This window comes from Paraburkholderia strydomiana (assembly GCF_046030495.1).
GTDB lineage: Bacteria > Pseudomonadota > Gammaproteobacteria > Burkholderiales > Burkholderiaceae > Paraburkholderia > Paraburkholderia strydomiana_A.
In genome coordinates, this window is sequence record NZ_JAQQCJ010000014.1 from 1 (window position 1) to 22,286 (window position 22,286).

Consider the following 22,286-nt stretch of genomic DNA (forward strand, 5'->3'; position numbering starts at 1 on the left):
TGCGACAGAAAGAACGACTCAGCGAAGTCGCGCGTGCTCCTGTATCCGGTTCGGATACGGGCGGAGACAAAGACGTCACGGTGCCAGGGAATGGATCAGTTCAAGGAGATGCAGCTGTTTGTCGAAGTAGCCGAGTCCGGCAGTATTAGCCGCGCCGCTGAGGTTGTCGACCTGTCTATCTCGGCGGCGAGCCGGTATCTGATTTCGTTGGAGGCGAGACTTGGAGTTCAACTCGTACGCAGGACCACCCGCAATCTCTATCTGACAGAGGCGGGCGCCGAGTTCCACCGGCGCTGCAAATCCATACTCGCGGACCTCGGCGAAGCTGAGGCTGTCATCAAGGAGGCGGTGGTGCGACCCAGCGGCGTGCTGCGCGTCACAGCCTCTTTGTCATTTTGCATGCTGCACATCGCGCCGATGCTTCCTGATTTCACGGCGCGTTATCCCGACATCACGGTGGAGGTGGTGGCGGCTAACCGTTACTACGACATCATCGAGAACGGCATCGACGTTGCCATTCGCACGAAAGTCCTCGAGCCGGACAGCAACATCACGATTAGAAGATTGGCATCGACACGCCGGATTCTGGCTGCTTCACCCGGCTACATCGAAGCGAACGGCCGCCCGCGATTCCCGGCAGAGCTCGCGAAGCACAGGCTGCTGAACTATCAGCTCGCCGACAATCCACGCGAGCTCTCGTTCACGCGTGGGGGCGAGAACGTCGTGGTCAGGGTGAAGCCATTGGTCGAGTCGAATGACGGTCAGATATTGCGCGTCGCCGCGCTCGACAACATGGGCATCCTGGTGCAGCCCAAATACATCATCTACGACGATGTCAAATCCGGTCGCCTTGTGCCGGTGCTCGACGACTGGGATCTTCCCCGCCTGAACATGAACATCGCGTTTCAGACCCGCGCGCATCTTCCCGTGAAAGTGCGGGTGTTCATCGACGCGCTCGTGGAGCGCTTCCAGCAGAACGACTACGAGCGGCATTGGACGGCGTGAGCCTTGTGCTCCTCGTTGTCGCGGCTTCTTCCCACTCAGCGCGAAAGACTTTCCCTTTCTAGCTCTGTTTTGCCAGCCAAGGCGAATATAGACTCGTCTCAAAGCTGCAGAAAAAGATTGATGGAGACACTCGATGCAAAGCGCAACCTCTACAGTTCAGTCCACGTCGCCGTATTTCAGTGAAGCCCGCTCCGCGGAAGTCGTCAACGCGCGTATGGGCGAAGACGCCGATGCTCGCCTGCGCCAGGTGATGTCGGTTCTGGTCAAGCATCTTCATGCAGCGGTCAAGGAAATCGAGCCGACGCATGAAGAGTGGTTCACCGCCATCCGCTTCCTGACCGAGACGGGTCAAATGTGCACGGACTGGCGTCAAGAATACATCCTGCTGTCGGACATTCTCGGCGTTTCGATGCTCGTTGACGCAATCAACCATCGTCGTCCGAGCGGTGCTACGCCGAACACGATTCTGGGTCCCTTCTACATCGCCAACGCACCCGACTATCCGAACGGCGCGAACATTTGCCTGGACGGAAAGGGTGAGCCCCTGGTGGTCGAAGGCCGTGTAACCGATATCGATGGAAACCCGATTCCGAACGCGAAGCTCGAAGTGTGGCAGACCAACGACGACGGCTTCTATGACGTGCAGCAGAAGGGTATTCAACCCGATTCGAATCTGCGCGGCGTCTTCACGTCGGATGCTGAAGGCCGCTACTGGTTCAAGTCCGTCAAGCCGCGTCATTATCCGATTCCGTCGGACGGCCCGGTTGGGAAACTCCTCGGCGCCATGGGCCGGCATCCGAATCGCGCGGCGCACCTGCATTTCATCGTTACCGCACGTGGCTTTGACCCGGTCATCACGCACATCTTTACGCCCGATTGCCCGTATCTGCCTGAAGACGCGGTCTTCGGCGTCAAGCGTGAACTGATCGCCAATTTCAACAAGATCGACGACCCACGAGCCGGTGAGCGCGTTGGATTGTCTTCGCCGTTCTGGTCCGTGTCGTGGGACTTCACGCTCGCGACGGCCGGCCAGCCCACGCGAGAAAGCACGTAATCGCTCGGCGCGCACAGTGCGCCGTCAGATAACCGATCACATTGAGAGACACAGGAGTATACCTATGAGCGCGAAGAAAGAACTACTGGCTGCGTACTGGACCCTCGCTGGCGACGTTTATCCGTGTGCGCCGAACGAAATCAGCCCGTTCCCACTGCGCGATCGTTGCGAAGCGGCGTCGCGTGCGGGCTGGAGTGGCATCGGCCTCATTCTCGATGACCTTGAGTACAGCATCGGGAAGTACGGGGTGTCCGGCGTCAGGAAGATTCTGGACGATACGGGCATGAAGTACTTCGAACTCGAAATCCTGATGGACTGGTACTTCGACGGAGAGGCACGGGCCGCGTCGGACGACTGCCGTCGCCGTTTCATCGACCTGGGCGGCGAACTGGGCATGCGCAATCTGAAGATCGGCGCGAGCCCATTCGACAAAAATCCGGCCGACTTTCCGCGCATGACCGATGAATTCGCGAAACTTTGCCAGGACGTGGCGGCGGTTGACGCGACGGTCGCAATCGAATTCATGCCGTTCTCTCCGATCCGGAACATCGCAGAGGCGCTGAAGGTTGCTGAAGGTGCAAACCAGCCCAACGGCGGCCTGATGGTCGACCACTGGCACGTAGCGCGCGGCGGCAGCCCGTATAGCGAGGTCGCCCGAATTCCGGCGCGCTTCATCAAGGGTGTGGAAATGGACGACGTGGGTACGCAGGTCAAGGGCTCGCTATTCGACGACTCGACCTTCAACCGCCAGCTTTGTGGCGAAGGTGCAGGCGACTGCCCCGCGTTTGTGGATGCACTGGAGCAGGCAGGCTGCACGCTCCCGTACTACGGCGTGGAACTCATCTCCGAAGTGCACCGGAAATTCCCGCTCGACGAGATGGCAAAGCGCGCCTACGACACGACCATTGCGCAGTTCTCTGCAAAAAGTACAGCTTCCGTCTGAACCTCTTGACCTTAACCGACAAAGTATCTCTGGAGACTCACATGATTCGAATCGCCGTACTCGGTGCCGGCCGCATTGGTCGTATTCATGCTGGCAACGTCGCTGCGAGCCCCAACGCACAGCTGGTCGTGGTCGCCGACCCGGTGGAAAGCGCAGCCACGTCGTTGGCTACCCGTCTCGGGTGCGAAGCCTCGACAGACCCTGCAGCCGTTCTCGAGAGAAAGGACATCGACGCAGTCGTCATCGGCACGCCCACGGACACGCACATCACGTTCATGCTCGAAGCGGTCAAGCGTGGCAAGGCTGTGCTGTGCGAAAAGCCGATCGATCTCGACATGGACAAATCACTCGCCGCCGCCAACGAAGTTGAGCGACTCGGTGGGCGCGTCATGCTCGCATTCAATCGACGTTTCGACCCGACGTCGCAAGCGTTCCGCAAAGCGATTGACGCCGGCGACGTAGGCGAAGTGCGCCAGGTGATCATTTCGAGCCGCGACCCGGGCATGCCCCCGCGTGACTATGTCGAGCACTCGGGCGGCATCTTCCGCGACATGGTAATCCACGATCTGGACATGGCTCGCTGGCTGCTCGGCGAAGAGCCGGTCCAAGTAATGGCGATCGCCAGCCGTCTCGTCGATGAGTCACTTGAGAAGCTGACCGACTTCGATACGGTAATGGTGCAGTTGCGGACGGCGTCGGGCAAACAATGCCACATCAACTGTTGTCGCGAAGCCGTGTATGGCTACGACCAGCGGATGGAAGTGTCGGGTTCAAAGGGCATGCTTCTGCAGGAAAATCTTCGCCCTTCGACGATCCGTCGCTGGACCAGGGAAGCAACCGACGTCCGCGAGCCGCTGCTCAATTTTTTCCTCGAACGCTACGAGGCGGCGTACAAGGCCGAACTCGAAGCCTTCGTCGACGCACTGAGCGCGGAGTCGCCTTTGCCGACCTCCGTGCAGGACGGCCTGAAGGCGCTGCACCTCGCCGACTGCGCGCTCGAGTCCGCATTGTCGGGCAAAGCCGTCAAGGTGTAACTGGAAATCCGGAGGAGATAAGTCATGACGCGAAAGATCGGTCGCAACGAAACGCTCGGTGTCGCCTGCCTTGGCATTACGCACCCGCACACATCCGGGCGAGTCAAGGCAATCCAGCGTCGCACCGACGCGAAGATGCTCGGTGCCTGGGATGCAAGCCCGCTGCTCACGCCATTCGTCGACGCGCTCGGTCTCGAGGCCCGCTCGAAGGAAGACATTCTGGCGGACGAGAACGTTCATGTCGTGCTCGTCCACTCCAAGAGCGAGAAGATGGCCGACCTGACCATCGAGGCGCTCGAAGCAGGCAAGGCAGTGTTGTGCGAGAAGCCCGCGGGTCGCAGCTCGGTCGACGCGAAACGCATCGTTGACGCGGTAGAGCGTACCGGCGGCCTCGTGCAAGTCGGTTATTGCTGGCGTTTCGCCCCTTCGGTCGATGCGATGCAGGCCGCGCTCAAGAGCGGTCGTCTCGGGAAAGTCGTGCAGGTGCGGGCTCACGGCGGCTGTTCGCACGACGAGGCAGGCACGCCGCACATGACTCAGCCAGGCGATATCGGCGGTGCGGTGTTCGTGATCGGCTGCCACCTGATCGACCGCATCCTTTTGCACTTCGGCTTACCGCGTTCCGTGAACGCCCGCATCACGAAGTTCCCGAATTTCCACGGCGACGAATCGCGCGAAGACGCAGCAGGCGCGGTGCTGAACTACGAAGACAAGATCGTCACCGTCGACTTCATGTCGTGGGACGTCCTGCCGTGGACAGAAAGCTGGGACATCACCGCCTACGGGACAGAAGGCATCATGTCATCCCGCTCGCTGCCCGCTAGCTACAAGATTTATGACGCAGGCAAAGGTGAGCATCCCGAAGGCTGGACCGAGTGGCAAGAGACCAGCTTCCCGGAAATCTGGGCAACGAAGAAAACCGAGTATTCGCCCGATATCGCTGAAATCGGCAACCCGGTGTACTTCGACCGCGAGTCGAACGCATTCTTCGACGCGTTGCGCAACGGCACACAGTCGGTCGTGCCGGCCACGCAGGCCTACAACATCAGTCGCGTGATCGAGGCCATGTTCGCTTCCTCCAAAGAAGCCGGTTCAGAGGTCGCTATTGGTTAAGAGTTTGAACGGCTGACGCCCTTGGGCGTCGGCCTGGGATTCCGTACGTTGCTCACCGGAATCACAAATACGCATTCCTAAATAGGAGACGAAATCATGAAGATTCTGAAGAGTGTTGCGATCATCCTCGCCGCTTCGGCTGCGTTCTCGGCAATGTCCGATGCTGCTTTTGCCGAGGATAAGGGTGTCATTGGCATTTCGCTGCCCGACAAGACCGAATCCCGCTGGATTACCGACGGGAAAAGCATGGTCGACGCGCTGAAGGCGAAGGGCTATACGGCCGACCTGCAATACGCTAACTACGATGTTCCGACGCAGGTGAACCAGGTCGAGAACATGCTCGCGAAGGGTGTGAAAGCGCTGGTCATCGCGCCTATCGACGGCAAGACGTTTTCCGATGCGCTTGCACTCGCCCACAAGAGAGGCATCAAGGTCATCTCGTACGACCGCCTGATCAGCCAGACCAAAGACGTCGACTACTACGCAACTTTCGACAACTACGGCGTCGGCGTGCTTCAAGGACAAAGCATCGTCAGCGTGTGGCAGAAAGCCGGCAGCAAGGTCCCGCTCAACATCGAAGTATTTGGTGGTTCGTCGGACGATAACAACGCGCATATGGTCTACGCGGGCGGCATGTCGGTGCTCAAGCCTTACATCGACAGCGGCAAGTTCGTGGTGCGGAGCAAACAGATTGCTTTCGATAAAGTCGCGACACGCAACTGGGATGGCGCGACGGCTCAGTCCCGGATGGACAACCTGCTGAGTGCTTTCTACGGCAAGGACCACCTCGACGCGGTCTGGACGCCCAATGACGCGATTGCAATCGGCGTGATCTCGTCGCTAAAGGGCGTGGGATACGGCTCGGCTCAGCAAGTCATGCCGGTTGTCACTGGCCAGGACGCTGACATCCAGAACGTCAAGAACATTATTCGTGGCGACCAGACTTCGACCGTGTTCAAGGATACCCGCAAGCTCGCCGGCGTGACAGCCGAAATGGTCGACAACGCGCTCAGCGGCAAGCAGGTTCCCGTCAACGACACGAAGAGCTACAACAACGGGGCGAAGATCGTTCCGACCTATCTCGTGAAGCCCATCCTCGTCGACAAGGCTAATTACCAGGCGGAGCTGGTCACGAGCGGTTACTACACTCAGGCTCAAGTCAAGTAACGCGTCCGAACGTCAGCGTGGCAGGGCCCTTAACCGAGCCCCGCTTCTCGCAGGCACGCTCCCGAGCGTGACCAACTAGAGGAATTTGACCATGGATACCATTCTGGAGATGCGCGGAATTCAGAAAAGCTTTGGCGCTGTCAAAGCCCTGAATAACGTCAATCTGAGGGTACGTCAGGGAGAGATTCACGCCATCTGCGGAGAAAATGGCGCGGGCAAATCGACCTTGATGAAGATCCTCAGCGGCGTCTATCCGCACGGCTCTTATTCTGGCGACGTCCTTTACGACGGTCAGGAACGGACATTCGCCGATATTTCCGATAGCGAGGCGGTCGGCATCATCATCATTCATCAGGAACTGGCCCTCGTACCGATGCTCTCGATTACCGAGAACATCTTTCTTGGCAACGAGCAGTCGAAGCGCGGCGTCATCGACTGGCAGGTGTCGCGAGCGAAAGCCAAGGGCCTGTTGGCGAAGGTAGGTCTTAATGACTCGCCGGACGCGCCGGTCGGCACGCTCGGGATTGGCAAGCAGCAACTGATTGAAATCGCGAAGGCGCTCTCGAAAGAAGTTCGCCTGCTCATTCTCGACGAGCCGACAGCCAGCCTGAACGAGAAGGACAGCGACACGCTTCTTACGCTGTTGCTGGAACTGAAAGCGCGTGGCGTGACGTCAATCATCATCTCGCACAAGTTGAACGAAATCTCGCGCGTCGCAGATGGTATCACCGTCATTCGCGATGGTTCGACGGTCGACGCGCTCGATTGCAGCATCGACAGTGTGAGCGAAGACCGCATCATCAAGGCGATGGTCGGCCGCGAGATGTCCGACCGTTACCCGCCGCGTACGCCCGATGTCGGCGAAGTGATCTTCGAAGTCAGGGACTGGCGTGTCCAGCATCCGACACAGCGCGACCGTGCAGTGATCAAAGGCGTGAACCTGAAGGCGCGCAAGGGCGAGATCGTTGGAATCGCCGGATTGATGGGATCGGGGCGCACGGAGCTCGCCATGAGCGTGTTCGGCCGCACGTACGGTCAGGACATTACCGGTGAGGTATTGATGCACGGAAAGCAGGTCGATGTTTCATCGGTGCAGAAGGCTATCAACGCGGGCATCGCCTACGTGACCGAAGACCGCAAGGGCAACGGACTGCTACTCGACGACAACATCAAGCGAAACATCACGCTGGCGAACCTGTCCGGCATATCAAAGCTTGGGATCGTGGACGAACACGAGGAAATCACGGTCGCGACCGACTTTCTCAAGAAACTCCGAATTCGCGCTCAAGGTGTGACCCACGTCGTCGGTAATCTCTCGGGTGGGAATCAGCAGAAGGTCGTGCTGAGCAAGTGGTTGTTCTCCGAACCCGAGGTGCTGATTCTCGACGAGCCCACGCGAGGCATCGACGTCGGAGCAAAGTACGAAATTTACAACATCATCAATCATGCGGTTGCAGCAGGCAAGTGTGTGGTCATGATTTCCTCGGAAATGCCTGAACTTCTTGGCATGTGTGACCGCGTTTATGTCATGAACGAAGGCCGGTTTGTCGGCGAATTCACCGCAGAAGACGTCTCGCAGGAAAAAATCATGCGAGCGATCATGCGAAATGGAGGCATCGAAAATGCGTAAGGCACTCTCTCCGGTGGCCGCCGAAGGCGCCGAGGTTAAGAAAAGCGAAGTCTTTGGTGTGGTCAAGCGTATTGGCAGCGAATATGGTCTGCTTCTTTCGCTTGTCATCATCATGGTGTTCTTCCAGATTTCAACGAGCGGCGTACTGATGCAGCCGCTCAACCTGACCAATCTGGTGCTTCAGAACAGCTACATCGTCATCATGGCACTTGGCATGCTCATGGTGATCGTTTCAGGCCACATCGATCTCTCCGTCGGCTCGACGGCCGGCCTGGTGGGCGCGTTGGCGGCAGTACTGATGGTGCAGTTTGAGGTCAATTACGTCTGGGCGACCATCATCTGTATCGCGGCAGGCGCGCTGATGGGCGCTGTGCAAGGCTACTGGATCGCGTTCTGGCGGATGCCATCGTTCATCGTGACGCTGGCCGGCATGCTGGTTTTCCGGGGCATGACAAACCTTGTTCTGCAAGGCCAGTCCATCGGGCCGTTTCCCGACGCATTCGGCGCCGTGAGTTCGGGTTTCATCCCTGACTTCTTTCACGGACAGTCGCTTCACATCACGTCGATTCTCCTCGGCGTGCTTGTCGGCGCGCTTTTCTTTGCGATCGAGCTCCGCCAGCGTGCCGGTGCGGCGAAACATGGAGTCGAGAGCGGTTCGTTTTCGATGTTCGTGACGAAGAATGTCGTTCTGACGGCGTTGATCGTGTTCTTCTGCTACCTGCTCGCATCCTATCGCGGCTTGCCTACCGTGCTCGTCATCATGGGGGTGCTGATTGGCGTGTACACATTCATCATGAATCGCACGACGATCGGTCGTCGTATCTACGCGGTGGGCGGTAATGCGAAGGCAGCGAGATTGTCGGGCGTCAGCGTGCCGGCAGTGAGTTTCCTGACTTTTGTGAACATGGGTGTGCTGGCCGCGCTGGCCGGGCTGATTTTCGCCGCCCGTCTGAATAGCGGAACACCGAAGGCGGGTACCGGATTCGAGCTCGACGTCATCGCAGCATGTTTCATCGGCGGCGCCTCAGCCTCCGGTGGTGTCGGCAAAGTGGTCGGTGCGGTCGTGGGCGCATTCATCATGGGCGTGATGAACAACGGCATGTCCATCATGGGCATCGGCGTGGACTATCAGCAGGTCATCAAAGGCATCGTTCTGCTCGCAGCCGTGTTCGTCGACGTGTACAACAAGAACAAGGCGTAAGCGCTCTTTTCTACGGCAGACCAGATTTAGAAGTCAGTGGGGCATCGCGCGTCGCGGGGCCCCGGCTGACATGCACACTTGAGTCATGAGATTGCATCTCGAACATTTGGCCTGGTCATCAGCATTACTCATGGAAATAAATATGGTCAAGCATATCGTGATGTGGAAAGTTCGCGGCGAGACGCCCCAGCAAAAGAAGGAATCGGCGATGCTCGTAAAAACGGCGTTTGAGAGTCTGAGCGGCAAGATTCCCGGGCTTACCAGGCTAGAGGTCGGGCTGGATGTGAGTGCCGTGGATTACGCCTGCGACGTAGTCCTGTACACGGAGTTCGAAAGCCAAGAGCAGCTCGACGCCTATGCGTCTCACCCTGAGCATCTCCGAGTGAAGGAAATCGTGGGTGACGCTCGTATCGCTCGCCACCAGGTGGACTACATCTAAGCGGGTTCGTACCGTTTGACGACACAGGAAGCCAATCTCATGTACGAGTTCACCTATACCACGCAGGCGTCGAGAGTCGTGTTCGGTGCTGGGAGCATGAAGCTGATTCAACAGGAAGTGGAGGCACTGGGCGCCCGCCGGGCGCTGGTTCTCTGCACCCCCGAGCAAAAGGCTCAGGCCGAAGTCATTTCCGCTCTCCTGGGGCCTTCGAGCGCCGGGGTGTTCGACGGCGCGCAGATGCATGTGCCGATCGAGAACGCGCGCCGCGCACGCGAACACGCGAAGTCGGTCGGCGCCGACTGCGCAGTGGCGATTGGCGGTGGTTCGACTATCGGGCTCGGCAAGGCGATTGCGCTCGAATCCTCGTTGCCGATTATCGCGATCCCGACAACTTATGCTGGGTCCGAGATGACTCCCATTTACGGCATAACCGAAAACGGTCTGAAGAAAACGGGCCGGGATACAAGGGTCATCCCAAAGACAGTCCTGTACGACCCCGAGTTGACCATCGGGCTTCCGGTTCGCCTGTCGATTGTCAGCGGTCTCAACGCGATCGCGCATGCGGCCGAGGGGCTATACGCAAAGGACGGAAATCCCGTCATGTCGATGATGGCGGAGGAGGGCATTCGTTCGCTCGCCAGCGGACTGCGCGGAGTGAAGAGGGACAGCAAGGATAAGGCGGCGCGCAGCGAATGTCTCTATGGTGCGTGGTTGTGCGGAATGGTACTCGGCAATGTTGGCATGGCTCTGCATCACAAGCTGTGCCACACCTTGGGCGGAACATTCAACCTCCCTCATGCCGAAACGCACGCAATCGTTTTGCCTCATTCTCTCGCCTACAACAGCAGCGTTGCGGTTGAGGCCATGGCTCGAATCGCCAGGGCGTTGAATGTGAATTCAGCGCCTGACGGCCTTTACCAGCTCAACGAAGAACTTGGAATTCCGCGAGGTCTTCGCGAAATCGGACTAGGCGAATCCGATCTCGAGCACGCATGCAAGGTGGCATTGTCGAATCCGTACTGGAATCCGCGACCGATCGAGGAAGAGCCTCTCAGGGCACTGCTACAGCGTGCGTGGGAAGGGGCGCGTCCGGCTGCGTAGCCTGTGGAACGTTGGGCCTCTGGTCGGGGTCTGCAGTCGCGGAACGGCCGACGTGGTTATCCGGGCGCAGTGCACTCGAGCTGCCGGCTAGTAACGAGCGAGAACCGGTCCTGTATGCGATTAACTGCTTGAAGTACGGGATTACAGCCTGGTCAGGGGCAGCGCGGCCTTGAACATACGCCCGACGCGACGAGACGCGCCGTCATGAAGTCATTCTGCTGCATGCCAAATTCATTCGCCCAATCGTTCAAAACAACAAGACTGACGCGGCGGATGCTCGAGCGATATGTATCGCCGCACAACAACCGGGCATGCGCTTTGTGGCACAGAAGACGGCGGATCAGCAGGCGAGAACGTCATGAAGAATTCCGTAAAACCAACTGATACGATGATGTCGCAGGCGAAGACGTATCTGCCACAGAGGCATTCCCTCGGTTTCGATCTTAAGATTTCTGGCCCGATCCTGATGGACTTCGCTCGCTTCGCAGATGCCATGACCCATCCTGGCCCGATTACCGAAGAACTCGCTCTTGCCTGGGCCCATTCAACAAAGAGCGAAAGGGCCATTACCTGGGCGCGCCGAATTGAGGTGAAGGGCAACGTCCCGGCTCTGGTGAAAATAGCCGGTGGGGCGGAGATGTCTTCAATAAATATGGATACCTTATTTATTGAAGAGGGCGGCGTTCCAGATGGAGGGCGCAGCGGTATTCTTGATCCCGAGAGCACAGAGGTCGAACTGCCCCTTGCGAATGCGATGCATCAATTCGATGCCTGAAATCGTGGTCGCGGCACTCCTGAAACGTTTGAAGCCGAGCATCACGTTTGTTCTGGACTTGATGTTTCGATGATCCTGTTCGATCAGGTTGTTCAGGTACTTCGAGCTCCGGACCTTCGTGTCCTCAGGCAGCAGGCCATCAGCCTTCATCTCACGCACCGCCCGGTGCGTGGCAGCATACCCATCCAGTGTGATCGTCTCCGGCGGCTGGTCCTGATGCTTGACGGCCCTGGTGAAAAAGGCTTTAGCCGCAGCCACGTCTCGCTTTGCTCTGAGCATGAAGTCCACCGTCTGGCCGGTCCGATCTACCGCCCGGTAAAGATAAACCCACTTGCCCCGAATCTTCAGATAGGTCTCGTCAACCCGCCAGGACCGGCCCGTGGGGATACCAAACCGATTCCAGCGCTTGACGAACTCTGGCGTAAAGCGCTTTACCCAACGCATAATTGTCGTGTGCGCCAGCGACAGGCCGCGTTCGGTCATCATCTCGACCAGATCGCGCAGGCTGAGCTTGTAGCGAAGGTACCAGCGCACACAGAGAACAATTATCTCGCGATCGAAATTCCGTCCATCGAACATCCCCTCCAGACCTTTACGCTTGCTCATCACTGGCCACCAGATTGATTGGATAGCTACTTTAACCAATCCAATGGATCTAGTTGCACCAGAACCATCACAACCGCAGACTACGCCGACGGCTTCGGTATCTAGCTCATCTACGGCACAAAAAACGCAGCAGCCAACTTCAACCGCCGATGGCCGAAGCATCCAGAGGGTCCATGTTGGAAAAGCGGACGGTGAAATTGTCGGTGCACCTGCGAAGAACAGCAAATTTGCAAAACTTCGGATTGGTATGGGGCAGAGGGAAGTCGAAGACTTGATCGGTGTTCCGAATGACACTCACTCTTACACTACAGGCAAGGCATTTATTCCGTTCTATTTTGGAAAGGACGCTTATCGTATTGAAACTTTTTACAAGAAAGAAGGCTCTCTTACCTTCCAGGGCGGCGGTATTACCGGGTCCAGCGGGGTGCTCATCCGCGTGAGTGTCGATACGAAGGCGGACGGCTACGCACATGACGGCCAATAAATATTCATGGTGATTCCGGAGGCGCCCCAGAAAACTCAAGGTTAAATGAAGCGACCTCCAGATAGTTGCAGCCTCTCCCTGAACGACATTCACCAGGGCGCCAAACTCATCCCGTCAGGGCCAAAGCGCAGCCTGCAGCAGCTCGGCCTGCAACACTTTGGGGCGACAGGGGGAAGCGCATCGGGCAGCACGCGGCCAGTAACGGTCCTTTCCCGGTGCGGACAACCGGACATCTCGACGTCGGTTCCGCTCACGAACCCGTCATGCGGTTCCTGAAGAAGTGGGTCACCGGCGTCGCAACCCCGTTCCAAAGTCACGATCATCAGGGCGCCCGAAGCGCCCTTATTGCCTTGGTTTCGATCGACCGAGTCGTGGCGCGTTCGCGGCGGCATTAACCATTTCCTCAACCGGAATGCGGCTTTATTCAACTTGCAGATGGCATCGCGCTGGCAGAATTTGAACACTGCAATAACAAATCGAAAAACTCACAGGCGCGCGGCGGTCTCTACACCGCTTTCTCGCCTCAGTGAGCGACATGACGGAGACACGAGAAATGAAATACCGGACCGCGATGTGCGTCTGTGCCGCACTTCTTGGCGCTTCATCCGCATGGGCGCAAGACATAGAAGAAGACGCACCGCCCCCCAAGCCCGTCGGCGCCAGCTCTGTGACGCTTTACGGTTTGATGGATCAGGGCGTCGAGTTCGTCAACAACGTCGCCACCGGCAAGAACACGACCGCCAACGGATGGCGCACCGGCGACGGAACCGCCACGTCGTACTTCGGAATCAGGGGAAGCGAGGACCTGGGAGACGGAGTGAAGGCAATCTTCGATCTGCAAGGCGGATTCAGTCCGACGACCGGCGCATCACGGCAAGGCGGCCGCCTCTTCGGCCGGCAGTCGTATGTGGGTATCGACGGGAAATACGGCCGCCTGACGTTCGGCCGCCAGTACACGATGCGCTTCTACGGCATCTCTTTCATCAATCCGTTCGGAACGGGTGCACAAGGTCTCACGACACTCGACAACGGGATTGCCAACGCACGCGCCGATAACGCCGTCAGCTATCGCTACTTCCTGGGCGACTTCGAAGGCGGCGTCAACTACAGCTTCGGCCGCGATGCGGTCGCGGGCAACAGCAGCGTCGCCACGAATTGCCCGGGCCAGACGAGCCCTTCGAATCAGTGCAGGGAGTATTCGGCGCTGCTCAAGTACGAAGGGCATACCTGGGGTCTCGCGACTTCCTACGAGCGCAACTATGGCGGTACGTCTGCGACTTGGGGCGGACTGACATCGCCGGATCTCACGGACAGCCGCTTCACGCTAGGTGGTTACTTCATGATTCACAAGGCGAAGTTCGGCGTGGGCTGGATCAGGCGCGTGAACGAAGGCATCGCCACGCCGCGAAGCAACCTGCTGTGGGTCACGGGCACGGTACCGGTGACGCCGTTCTTCCACATCGACGGCATGTTGGCGCAACTCAAATACGAGCATTCCCCCAACAAGGCGCTGATCGAGGTCTTGCGCGGCGAATACCTGCTTTCCAAGCGTACGTTGCTCTATGTGACCGGTGAGCACATCCACAATTCCGGCAATCTGGCGCTCGCAGCGACCACGCTTTCTCCAGTGCCGACGCCTCCCGCAGGCAGTTCGCAGATCTCCGTCATTGCGGGTATCCGTCACACGTTCTGAGCGAGGCAAGGGGGAAGCGCATGCTTCCCCATAAATAGTCTATCGAACCAGTTTCGCGGCGGTGCCTGCCGCCGACATATCGGCCACTGCGCTGAACGCTTGCTTCCGTTTCAGGCTTCCCACGCCGATATCCATATCCTGCAGATATCCAATGTCTTTCTCAGTCAGCGACAGATCCCTCGAATATGGCCGCTGCGTCTGATTGAACTCCCAGATCGCCTGGGCCGATGCAACGTCGAATTTCTTCTGGGCGCGTTTGCGTGCGTCGAAGAACGCGTCATGCGACGCGGGCGACATCAGATAGTCGTAGAGCGCGCCGTAAGCGGCCATGACGGAGACCAATCCTTCGTGCTTTGCGCCGAGCGCCGAATCCGATGCGTACGCCGTTTGAAACACACAGTTCGGCAGCGCCTGCCACAAATTCCCTTCGCCGATAACGTTCGGACCCGCATCGTCGTTGAGATGGGAGATGCTGGCGCAGCAGGCATCGGCTGCACCGCTCGCGACTGCATCGAAGCATTGGTCGTTGCTGCCATGATCGACGAAGTCGATGGTCGAAGCGTCGATGTCTTTTTCCTTCATCAGTTGCAGGATGAGGGTATGCAGCAAGCCGAGCTTCGGCCCGACCGCGACGGTTTTCCCCTTCAGATCGGCGAGTGTTTTCGCGCCTTCGGGCCTGGCGAAAATCGTCAGTGCGCACTTCTTCATGCCAGCGCCGATGATCTTCACCGGCGCGCCCTGCTCGATGCGCGTCAGCACGAGGTTGTAGCCGGACACCATGCAGACGTCGGCGGCGCCACGCGCGATGGCATCGAACGGCCCGGTCGGGCCGGGCACCTGGATGATTCGCGCGTTGACGCCGAAGGTCCTGAAGTAGCCGAGTTCATCCATCAAGGCGTTCAGCGTTGCGTTTTCCAGCCCTGGATTGCTCACGATGCGGATTTCGGTCGAGGCGGCGTTGGCGAGGTGAGGCGCGGCGAGTCCGCCCATCGCCACACTCATGCCGAGGGCTCCCGCTCTGCGCAGAAAGCTGCGGCGGGTCGAGTCGTACGTCATCTGCATGTCTCCGAACGCCGGTCAAGCCGGCAGATAGTTGTGGGATTTGGCGCGGACGAATCGCAACGCATGCTTTGTGGCCAGACTTCGGCGCGGGCGATGAGCCGAAGCGCACAATCGCGGATTTTGCCCGCGCATCTGCAACCGGTCGATTGAGTAAAATGGCCGAAGACTTAACCATTCACTCATACCGGAAGAGGGTGCGACGTGTCGGCGGAACTCGATTGGTATCTGCAGATCAACCTCAAGGCTCGGCACTTGCGGTTGCTGGTGTCCATCGACACGTATCGCAATCTGAGCCAGGTCGCGGAAGTCACGCACGTCACATTGCCCGCTGTCTCGAAGTCGCTAGCCGAACTCGAACGCGGGCTCGGTCTCACGCTTTTTACACGCACAGGGCAAGGGCTGATCCCCACGCCCTACGGCGAATGCCTGACGCGCCATGCGCGAGCAATGCTGCACGTCCTGCATCAGGCGCAAGACGAATTGAAAGCGCTGAGCGCGGGGACCGAGGGCAAGGTCGAGATCGGCGTGTTGCCGGTTTCCGCATCCATTCTCCTGACGAATGCATTGAAGCTGCTCAAGCAGCGCTCGCCGGGCACCAACGTGAAGATCGTCGAAGGATCCACGGCGTCGCTGCTGCCCGATCTGTGGCAAGGTCACCTCGATCTCGTCGTAGGCCGCCTGCCGCCTCCGGATGCGCTCGGAAGCTTCGAGGAGAAAGAACTGCTCGAAGAACCCGTGATGCTCGTGACCGGGCGGCAGCATCCGCTGGCGCGCAAGAAGACCGTGGAATGGTCGGATCTGCTGCCCTATCCGTGGATACTCCCGCCTCCCGGCTCGATCCTGCGCGATCCGCTGGAACGCGCGCTAGAGGCGCACGGCGTGCCGCTGACGAATAACTACATCGAGACGCTGTCACTGCACGTCATCCGCGCGCACTTGCAGGTATCCGACTGCATCGCCATCATGGCCGATACGTCCGCGCGCGAGACCAGCCATTCACAGCCGCTCCATACGCTGCCGCTGAATCTGCCCCGCCTGCTGCGGCCCGCCGGCGTACTCTGGAATCGCGTCCGCACGCTCACGCCGAGCGCGCAACTCATGATCTCGTGCCTCGAAGAGACGGCCCTGCGCCTCGCGCAAGAAGTACAGAAAACGCGCTGACGTCCCCGCTCCAGGCGCGAAAGGGCGAATGCTCGCACCCTAACCATTCGCTCAACCCCGCTGCTGATTTTCTCAATCCGCCTCGTTCGACGCGCTGGCACAATCAAATTGCGCTCACCACTTCAGCAATCACGAGCGACGACGCGAACCGTACGGACGGTTCCGCGCATCTACACGGAGACGAGCACGATGATGAATCTCAGGACCGCGATCTGCACTTGCGCGGCGCTGTTCGGCTTCGCCGCGACGGCCTGTGCGGCCCCGGCGTCGAATCAATCGGTGGAAGACTTCTATCGAGGGAAAGTATTGACGCTCGTGGTCAGCGCGGACGCGGGAACGGTGACGGACATCGTCGCGCGTCAGTTCTCGCGCTACTTCGTCAAGTACGTTCCGGGCCATCCCAAAGCTATCGTGATGAACGTGGTGGGCGCGGGCGGCATGGTCGCGGCGGCGTCGCTCCAGTCGCGGCAGCCGAGCGATGGCACCGTCATCGGGTTCCTTCAGCGAAACAACCTCTATATTCCGTTGCTCGACGAAAGACAAAACCGCTTCGATCCGCGCAAGGTCAGATGGATCGGAAGCCTCAACAAGGTCGAATACTGTCTGGTTTCGATGACGCGATCCGGCGTGACCACGGCGGGTGATCTGAGCAAGAAGAAGATGTATATCGGCGCGACCGGATTTGCCAACGAGGATCGCACCTTGCCCGCGCTTCTCGACGAATATATCGGTGCGAAGATGAGCATCGTGCCGGGCTACACGGGGCGCGGAGAAGTCTATCTTGCGATGCAGCGCGGTGAAGTCGATGGCTGGGCGTCCACCATCGATGGCCTTCAACAAGGCGAGCCGGTGCAGCTATTGAAGAGCGGAAAGATGAAGGTGCTGCTGCATCTCGGCTGGAACAGCCCCGCAGGTTACGTCGATGTCCCGAACCTCTCGTCCTACATCACGCAGCCGGATGTGAAGGCGCTCTTCAATCTGTTCATTCTTCCGTTTCAGGCAGGACGCCCCATCGCCGTGCCGAAGGACGTGCCGCAGGATCGTTTGAACGCGCTTCGCGATGCGTTCGCGAAGACCATCGCCGATCCGGATTTCATCGACGCGATGAAGCAGTCGGGCTATCCGCTCGATGCCATCGATGGAAGCGCAGTGGAGCAGATCGTCGCCAGGCTGTATGCCACGCCCGAGCCGCAGATTGCGGATGCGCGCAAGCTCATCTTCGGTTCGCATTGAGCAGCGCAGGAAAGAACACCATCACCAAACGGTAAAGCCAACATGACGCCCGAAATCATCGACATTCATCCGCACATCATCTCGGCCGACACGGAGCGCTATCCGATCGCGCCTCAGCACGGACATCGGTCCAAGTGGTCGGCGACCCGGCCCATCACCTTCGAGCATCTGATCGCCGAGATGGACGAAGCCGGCGTATCGAAAGCCGCGATCGTGCATTCGTCGACGACTTATGGCACCGACAATTCATACGTCGCCGACTGCGTGGCGCAGCATCCGGACCGCTTCACCGGTGTCTATTCGTTCGACCTGCTGGCGCCGGACGCGTTGACGACCTTCGACGAGTGGCTCGCGCGGGGCATGGGCGGAATCCGGCTCTTCACCGGCGGCGCCACGCATCAAAGCGATGGAAGCTGGCTCGTCAACCCGGCGACGTTCCCGATCTGGGAACGCTGCGCCGAACTCGGCATGACCATGGCGGTTCAGACGACACCGGACGGTTTGTCGATGGTGGCGGAACTGGCCGAGCGTTTCCCGTCGGTGAAGATCGCGCTCGATCACTGCGGTCGGCCGAATCTGGAAGAAGGCCCGCCGTATGCGAGTTGCGCCGGGCTGTTTGCGCTCGCGAAGTACGAGAACGTCTACATGAAGATCACGCCGCGTACGTTCGATCTCGCACAGTCGGCGCCGGGTGGCGCGGAGCCGTTCTTTGCCAGCCTCGTGGAAGTGTTCGGCGCGGATCACCTCGCTTTCGGCTCGAATTATCCGGCGTCGGCGGGACCGTTGAAGACGCTCATCGAGCAAGGCAACGCCTGCTTCGCGGGCTTGAGCGACGAAGAGCGCGCCTGGATCTGGGGGCGTACCGCAAAAGCGCTGTATCCGATGCTGGCTGGGTGAGCGTCCCGCATCCCGCGGAAGTTTAGCGTCGGACCTAAAACAGGTGAGCCTGCGATGCTCGCCATTCCATCAGGATGAGACATGGAGTTCTTCAATGATGCAACGTTGACGGCGGCCGGACATGCGCTGTCGACGCTCTTGCAGTTCAACCGGATCATCTTTCTGGTATTCGGCGTGACGGTTGGACTCGCGATCGGATTGCTGCCGGGAATCGGCGGACTGACGGGTTTCGCGCTGCTGGTGCCGTTCACGTACACCATGGATCCGTATGCCGCGTTCGCGATGCTGCTCGGGATGGCATCGGTCATCACCACATCGGATGTGATTCCGGCCGTGCTCTTCGGCGTACCGGGTCATGCGGCATCTCAGGCAACGGTGCTCGACGGCCTGCCGATGACCAAACGCGGCGAGGCATCGCGAGCGTTGAGCGCATGCTACATGTCGTCGCTAATGGGCGGACTGATCGGCGCGGTCGTTCTGGCGGTGTCGCTGCCGCTGGTGCGCCCGTTCGTGCTGTCGATCGGCACACCGGAGATGTTGTCGCTCACCGTGTTCGGCGTGTCGATGGTGTCGGCGCTGTCGGGCAATGCGCCGCTGCGCGGCGTCGTCGCGGCGTGCTTCGGCATTCTGGTCGGGATGATCGGCACGAACGTCGCCACCGGGCAGATGCGCTGGACCGGCGACATTCTCTACTTGCAGGACGGTATCCCGCTGGTGCCGATCATCCTCGGCATCTTCGCGTTGCCCGAGTTGTGCGAGCTGGCCATCCGGCGCGCGGCTATCGCGGAGAATGTGCAGTTCACCTCGCGGCAGGGCATGGTTCAGGGCGTCAAAGACAGCTTTCGGAACTGGTTCCTGGTTCTGCGTTGCGGCGGCCTCGGCGCGATTCTCGGTGCGGTGCCGGGCATCACCGGCGCGGTGACGGACTGGATCGCGTACGGCCACGCGTTGCAGACGGCCAAGGGCGCGAAGCAATCGTTCACCAAGGGCGACGTGCGCGGCGTGATCGCGCCGGAAGCGGCCAATAACGCCCGAGAGGGCGGCAGCCTCGTGCCGATGCTCTCGTTCGGCGTGCCCGGCGGCGCGGCACAAGCCATTCTGCTCGGCGCGATGATGGTGCACGGCTTCATCCCCGGCCCCGACATGCTGACCAGGCACCTCGACTTCACCTATTCGATGGTCTGGTCGATCGCGCTCGCCAACATCTTCGGCGCGGGGCTTTGCTTTCTCCTTAGCGGACAGTTCGCGAAGGTTTCGACGCTGCGCTACACGCTGATTCTCCCCGTGATCATGCCGGTCATCTATGTCGGCGCGTTTCAGGGATCGCGGAGTTGGGGCGACCTCTTCGTGCTGCTGATTGCAGGCGTCATCGGATGGACGATGAAGCGGCTCAAATGGGCCCGTCCACCGTTGATTCTCGGACTCGTGCTCGGCGTGCTGATGGAGCGGTATATGTCGATTTCGTTCGTGCGCTACGACACCGCCTGGTTGTCGCGCCCGGTAGTCATCGTGCTTTTAAGTCTCGCCGCGCTGGTCTTTTTCAAGCCGCTTTTCACGGCATTGCGTAGTGGCGGAGTCGCACAGTTCAAACCGAGCGGTTCGATCGTCCTCAAACGCGAGGATCTCGTCCATGTCTTTTTCATCAGCGTCGGGCTTTATATGCTGGTGAGTTCGCAAAGCTGGCTTCTCATGGCGAGAATCGGGCCGACGGTCGTGGCGAGCATTCTTGTCATCGCCGGGACGGTCAGTCTCGCGTACAAGGTCTTCGTGATTCCGGCTCACGGCGTGGCGGGTACGACGAGCGGCGTGCACATGGATGTATCGAGCGATCACGACGAGAAGTTGCCCAATAGGACCGTGCTGGCGCGCGCCGCTCGTTTCTTCAGCTGGTTCCTCGCGTTTCTGGCCTGCATGTCGCTGATCGGCATGTTGCCGACCGTGCCGTTGATGATCGCCGGCTATATGCGCGTCGAAGGGCGCGAGCCATGGAAGCTCAGCCTGATTCTCGCCGGGTGCGTGACCGTCTTTCTCTACGTTGTCTTCGATCGGATTCTTCATATTCCCTGGCCGGACAGCTTCCTCGGACAGTGGTTGCCCGGGCTCGGCGGAAATTGATTTTTTAACGGAAGGACATGACGAATGACGCAAGATCGACTGGCGCGCGTCGACGCGCAGCAAGCAACCGAAGAACAGAAGCGAGTCATCGCGCAGTTGGGTGAAGGTCGCGGGCGGATTCCGACCCCGTTCAATATCTGGCTGCATAACCCGCGTCTGGCCGAGGGGATGGAAATCATCGGCACTCATGTCGATCATTCGCCCGTGCTTAGCGAGGCGGAAACCGAAGTCGCGATTCTTGCCACGGCGGTATTCTGGAACGCACCGTACGTGATCGCGAACCATCACCGGCATGCGCTGAAGTCCGGGGTTCCCGAGGCGGTCGTTGCCGCCATCCTGGACAAGCGCAGACCCGAGGGTGAACATGGGCGCTTCGGCGTGGTGTGTGATGCGGTGAGCGACATCCTGGCAGGCGGGTCGATTGACGATGTGCGTTTTGCCAGGTACGACGCAGTGCTGGGCCGGGCGGTCATCGCGGAACTGCTTGTCACGATCGGCTATTTCACCGCGATATCGCTGGGCATGACGTTGCACGCGCTCAAACCGAAGGACTGAAAGCAGGAGACATATCGTGACGGGGCTCGACGGCTATTTGCAGGTAAATCTCAAGGCGAGACATCTTCGCCTGATCGTGACTATCGATATCTATCGCAATCTGACGCAGGTGGCGGAAGTCACCCATGTCACGATGCCGGCGGTATCGAAGTCACTGGCCGAGTTGGAGCGTGGACTCGGGCTCACGCTTTTTTCGCGCACGGCGCAAGGGCTCGTGCCCACGCCGCATGGCGAATGCCTCATACGTCATGCACGGGAGATGCTGACGATCCTGCATCAGGCGCGTGATGAAATGAAAGCGCTGAGTTCGGGCACGGAGGGAAAGGTACACATCGGCATGCTGCCGGCTTCGGCTTCCGCTCTGTTGCCACAGGCGCTCAACCTGTTGAAGATAAAGTCGCCGGGAACGAACGTGAGAGTAGTCGAAGGCACGCGCGGCGCACTGCTGCCCGAGTTGTGGCAAGGACGTCTCGACCTGATAGTCGGGCGCTTGCCCGCGCCGGACACGCTTGGAAGTTTCGAGGAAAAAGCGCTGCTCGAAGAACCCGTCACCTTGATGACCGGGCGGCAACATCCGTTGGCCCGGCGCAAAAACCTGACCTGGTCAGATCTCCATCCTTATCCCTGGATCTTGCCTCCGCAAGGCTCGATTCTGAGGGATTCGCTCGAACGCACACTGAGAGCGCATGACGTACCGCTGACGAACAACTACATCGAGACGCTTTCCGTTCATGTGACCCGAGCTCACCTGCAGATTTCGGATTCCATTGCCGTCATGGTCGGCACACCGGCGAACGATGCCGCGCAACCCTTGCATGCGCTGCCATTGACTTTGCCCCGGCTATTGCGTCCGTCGGGCGTGCTCTGGAACCGAAACCGCGGTCTGACACCGAGCGCGCAACTGATGGTGGCCTGTCTGGAAGAGGCCGCCCAACAGTTGCAGAGCGGCAAAACCTAAGAAGCACCAAAGTTGCGATGCCGCCTTCATTTTTTTATATTCTGGATCATTAGATATCCA

21 protein-coding genes and 1 pseudogene are annotated in these 22,286 nt (G+C 59.4%); 20 read left to right on the forward strand and 2 right to left on the reverse strand.

What is annotated here, in order from left to right:
• The first annotated feature begins 90 nt into the window (after window positions 1-90).
• The 12 genes and pseudogenes from PQQ53_RS19210 to PQQ53_RS19265 all read left to right on the forward strand — a co-directional run bounded on the left by PQQ53_RS19210 (window position 91) and on the right by PQQ53_RS19265 (window position 11,462).
• Window positions 91-1,005, forward strand: coding sequence for a LysR family transcriptional regulator (locus PQQ53_RS19210; protein ID WP_408150228.1), 915 nt, complete (start codon window positions 91-93; stop codon window positions 1,003-1,005).
• 133 nt (window positions 1,006-1,138) lie between these two features.
• Window positions 1,139-2,059 (forward strand): intradiol ring-cleavage dioxygenase, encoded by a 921-nt coding sequence (locus PQQ53_RS19215; protein ID WP_408150226.1) that lies wholly within the window; start codon window positions 1,139-1,141, stop codon window positions 2,057-2,059.
• A 64-nt stretch (window positions 2,060-2,123) separates the two neighbouring features.
• Window positions 2,124-3,002: a sugar phosphate isomerase/epimerase family protein gene (locus PQQ53_RS19220; protein ID WP_408325355.1), complete on the forward strand. Its 879-nt coding sequence runs from the start codon at window positions 2,124-2,126 to the stop codon at window positions 3,000-3,002.
• Between the two features lie 41 nt (window positions 3,003-3,043).
• Complete coding sequence (gene iolG, locus PQQ53_RS19225; RefSeq protein WP_408325358.1) at window positions 3,044-4,036, forward strand: inositol 2-dehydrogenase; 993 nt, start codon at window positions 3,044-3,046, stop codon at window positions 4,034-4,036.
• 24 nt (window positions 4,037-4,060) lie between these two features.
• The gene (locus PQQ53_RS19230; protein WP_408150222.1) at window positions 4,061-5,149 is read left to right on the forward strand and encodes a Gfo/Idh/MocA family protein; all 1,089 of its coding nucleotides are present in this window, start codon (window positions 4,061-4,063) and stop codon (window positions 5,147-5,149) included.
• Window positions 5,150-5,245: 96 nt separating this feature from the next.
• The gene (gene chvE / locus PQQ53_RS19235) at window positions 5,246-6,316 is read left to right on the forward strand and encodes a multiple monosaccharide ABC transporter substrate-binding protein (RefSeq protein WP_408325360.1); all 1,071 of its coding nucleotides are present in this window, start codon (window positions 5,246-5,248) and stop codon (window positions 6,314-6,316) included.
• A 91-nt stretch (window positions 6,317-6,407) separates the two neighbouring features.
• Entirely contained in the window at window positions 6,408-7,946 is a 1,539-nt protein-coding gene (mmsA, locus tag PQQ53_RS19240; RefSeq protein ID WP_408150218.1) for a multiple monosaccharide ABC transporter ATP-binding protein, read from the forward strand.
• Window positions 7,939-9,147 (forward strand): multiple monosaccharide ABC transporter permease, encoded by a 1,209-nt coding sequence (gene mmsB / locus PQQ53_RS19245; protein WP_408325363.1) that lies wholly within the window; start codon window positions 7,939-7,941, stop codon window positions 9,145-9,147. The genes mmsA and mmsB overlap by 8 nt, the downstream gene beginning before the upstream one ends.
• Before the next feature lie 142 nt (window positions 9,148-9,289).
• Window positions 9,290-9,586 carry a Dabb family protein gene (locus PQQ53_RS19250; RefSeq protein ID WP_408150215.1) on the forward strand — a complete coding sequence of 99 codons (297 nt, stop codon included), beginning with the start codon at window positions 9,290-9,292 and terminating at the stop codon, window positions 9,584-9,586.
• A gap of 39 nt (window positions 9,587-9,625) precedes the next feature.
• On the forward strand, window positions 9,626-10,687 hold the full coding sequence (locus PQQ53_RS19255; protein WP_408150213.1) for a maleylacetate reductase: 1,062 nt from the start codon (window positions 9,626-9,628) through the stop codon (window positions 10,685-10,687).
• Window positions 10,688-10,896: 209 nt separating this feature from the next.
• Window positions 10,897-11,037 (forward strand): annotated as a pseudogene (locus PQQ53_RS19260) (IS110 family transposase); the annotation flags it as partial.
• Window positions 11,038-11,045: 8 nt separating this feature from the next.
• The gene (locus PQQ53_RS19265; RefSeq protein ID WP_408325365.1) at window positions 11,046-11,462 is read left to right on the forward strand and encodes a hypothetical protein; all 417 of its coding nucleotides are present in this window, start codon (window positions 11,046-11,048) and stop codon (window positions 11,460-11,462) included.
• Here the strand turns inward: PQQ53_RS19265 and PQQ53_RS19270 are convergent.
• Window positions 11,349-12,068 (reverse strand): IS6 family transposase, encoded by a 720-nt coding sequence (locus PQQ53_RS19270; protein WP_459252111.1) that lies wholly within the window; start codon window positions 12,066-12,068, stop codon window positions 11,349-11,351. The two genes, PQQ53_RS19265 and PQQ53_RS19270, sit on opposite strands and share 114 nt — an antisense overlap.
• On the opposite strand from PQQ53_RS19270, the gene PQQ53_RS19275 reads away from it, so the two are divergent.
• Both PQQ53_RS19275 and PQQ53_RS19280 read left to right on the forward strand, forming a co-directional pair.
• Window positions 12,061-12,552 (forward strand): hypothetical protein, encoded by a 492-nt coding sequence (locus PQQ53_RS19275; RefSeq protein ID WP_408150210.1) that lies wholly within the window; start codon window positions 12,061-12,063, stop codon window positions 12,550-12,552. The genes PQQ53_RS19270 and PQQ53_RS19275 overlap by 8 nt on opposite strands.
• A gap of 553 nt (window positions 12,553-13,105) precedes the next feature.
• Window positions 13,106-14,245, forward strand: coding sequence for a porin (locus PQQ53_RS19280; RefSeq protein ID WP_408150208.1), 1,140 nt, complete (start codon window positions 13,106-13,108; stop codon window positions 14,243-14,245).
• Between the two features lie 39 nt (window positions 14,246-14,284).
• Here PQQ53_RS19280 and PQQ53_RS19285 read toward each other — a convergent pair whose 3' ends face one another.
• Complete coding sequence (locus PQQ53_RS19285) at window positions 14,285-15,301, reverse strand: ABC transporter substrate-binding protein (RefSeq protein WP_408325368.1); 1,017 nt, start codon at window positions 15,299-15,301, stop codon at window positions 14,285-14,287.
• A 207-nt stretch (window positions 15,302-15,508) separates the two neighbouring features.
• Here PQQ53_RS19285 and PQQ53_RS19290 point away from each other — a divergent pair, with 207 nt between their 5' ends.
• The 6 genes from PQQ53_RS19290 to PQQ53_RS19315 all read left to right on the forward strand — a co-directional run bounded on the left by PQQ53_RS19290 (window position 15,509) and on the right by PQQ53_RS19315 (window position 22,226).
• Window positions 15,509-16,468 (forward strand): LysR substrate-binding domain-containing protein, encoded by a 960-nt coding sequence (locus PQQ53_RS19290; protein WP_408325371.1) that lies wholly within the window; start codon window positions 15,509-15,511, stop codon window positions 16,466-16,468.
• A gap of 189 nt (window positions 16,469-16,657) precedes the next feature.
• Window positions 16,658-17,701: a Bug family tripartite tricarboxylate transporter substrate binding protein gene (locus tag PQQ53_RS19295; protein WP_408325373.1), complete on the forward strand. Its 1,044-nt coding sequence runs from the start codon at window positions 16,658-16,660 to the stop codon at window positions 17,699-17,701.
• A 42-nt stretch (window positions 17,702-17,743) separates the two neighbouring features.
• Complete coding sequence (locus tag PQQ53_RS19300) at window positions 17,744-18,598, forward strand: amidohydrolase family protein (RefSeq protein WP_408325376.1); 855 nt, start codon at window positions 17,744-17,746, stop codon at window positions 18,596-18,598.
• Window positions 18,599-18,679: 81 nt separating this feature from the next.
• Window positions 18,680-20,713, forward strand: a complete 2,034-nt coding sequence (locus PQQ53_RS19305; RefSeq protein ID WP_408325378.1) for a tripartite tricarboxylate transporter permease — start codon at window positions 18,680-18,682, stop codon at window positions 20,711-20,713.
• Window positions 20,714-20,737: 24 nt separating this feature from the next.
• Entirely contained in the window at window positions 20,738-21,268 is a 531-nt protein-coding gene (locus tag PQQ53_RS19310; RefSeq protein ID WP_408150199.1) for a carboxymuconolactone decarboxylase, read from the forward strand.
• 16 nt (window positions 21,269-21,284) lie between these two features.
• Window positions 21,285-22,226, forward strand: a complete 942-nt coding sequence (locus PQQ53_RS19315) for a LysR substrate-binding domain-containing protein (RefSeq protein ID WP_408150197.1) — start codon at window positions 21,285-21,287, stop codon at window positions 22,224-22,226.
• Window positions 22,227-22,286 lie beyond the last annotated feature (60 nt).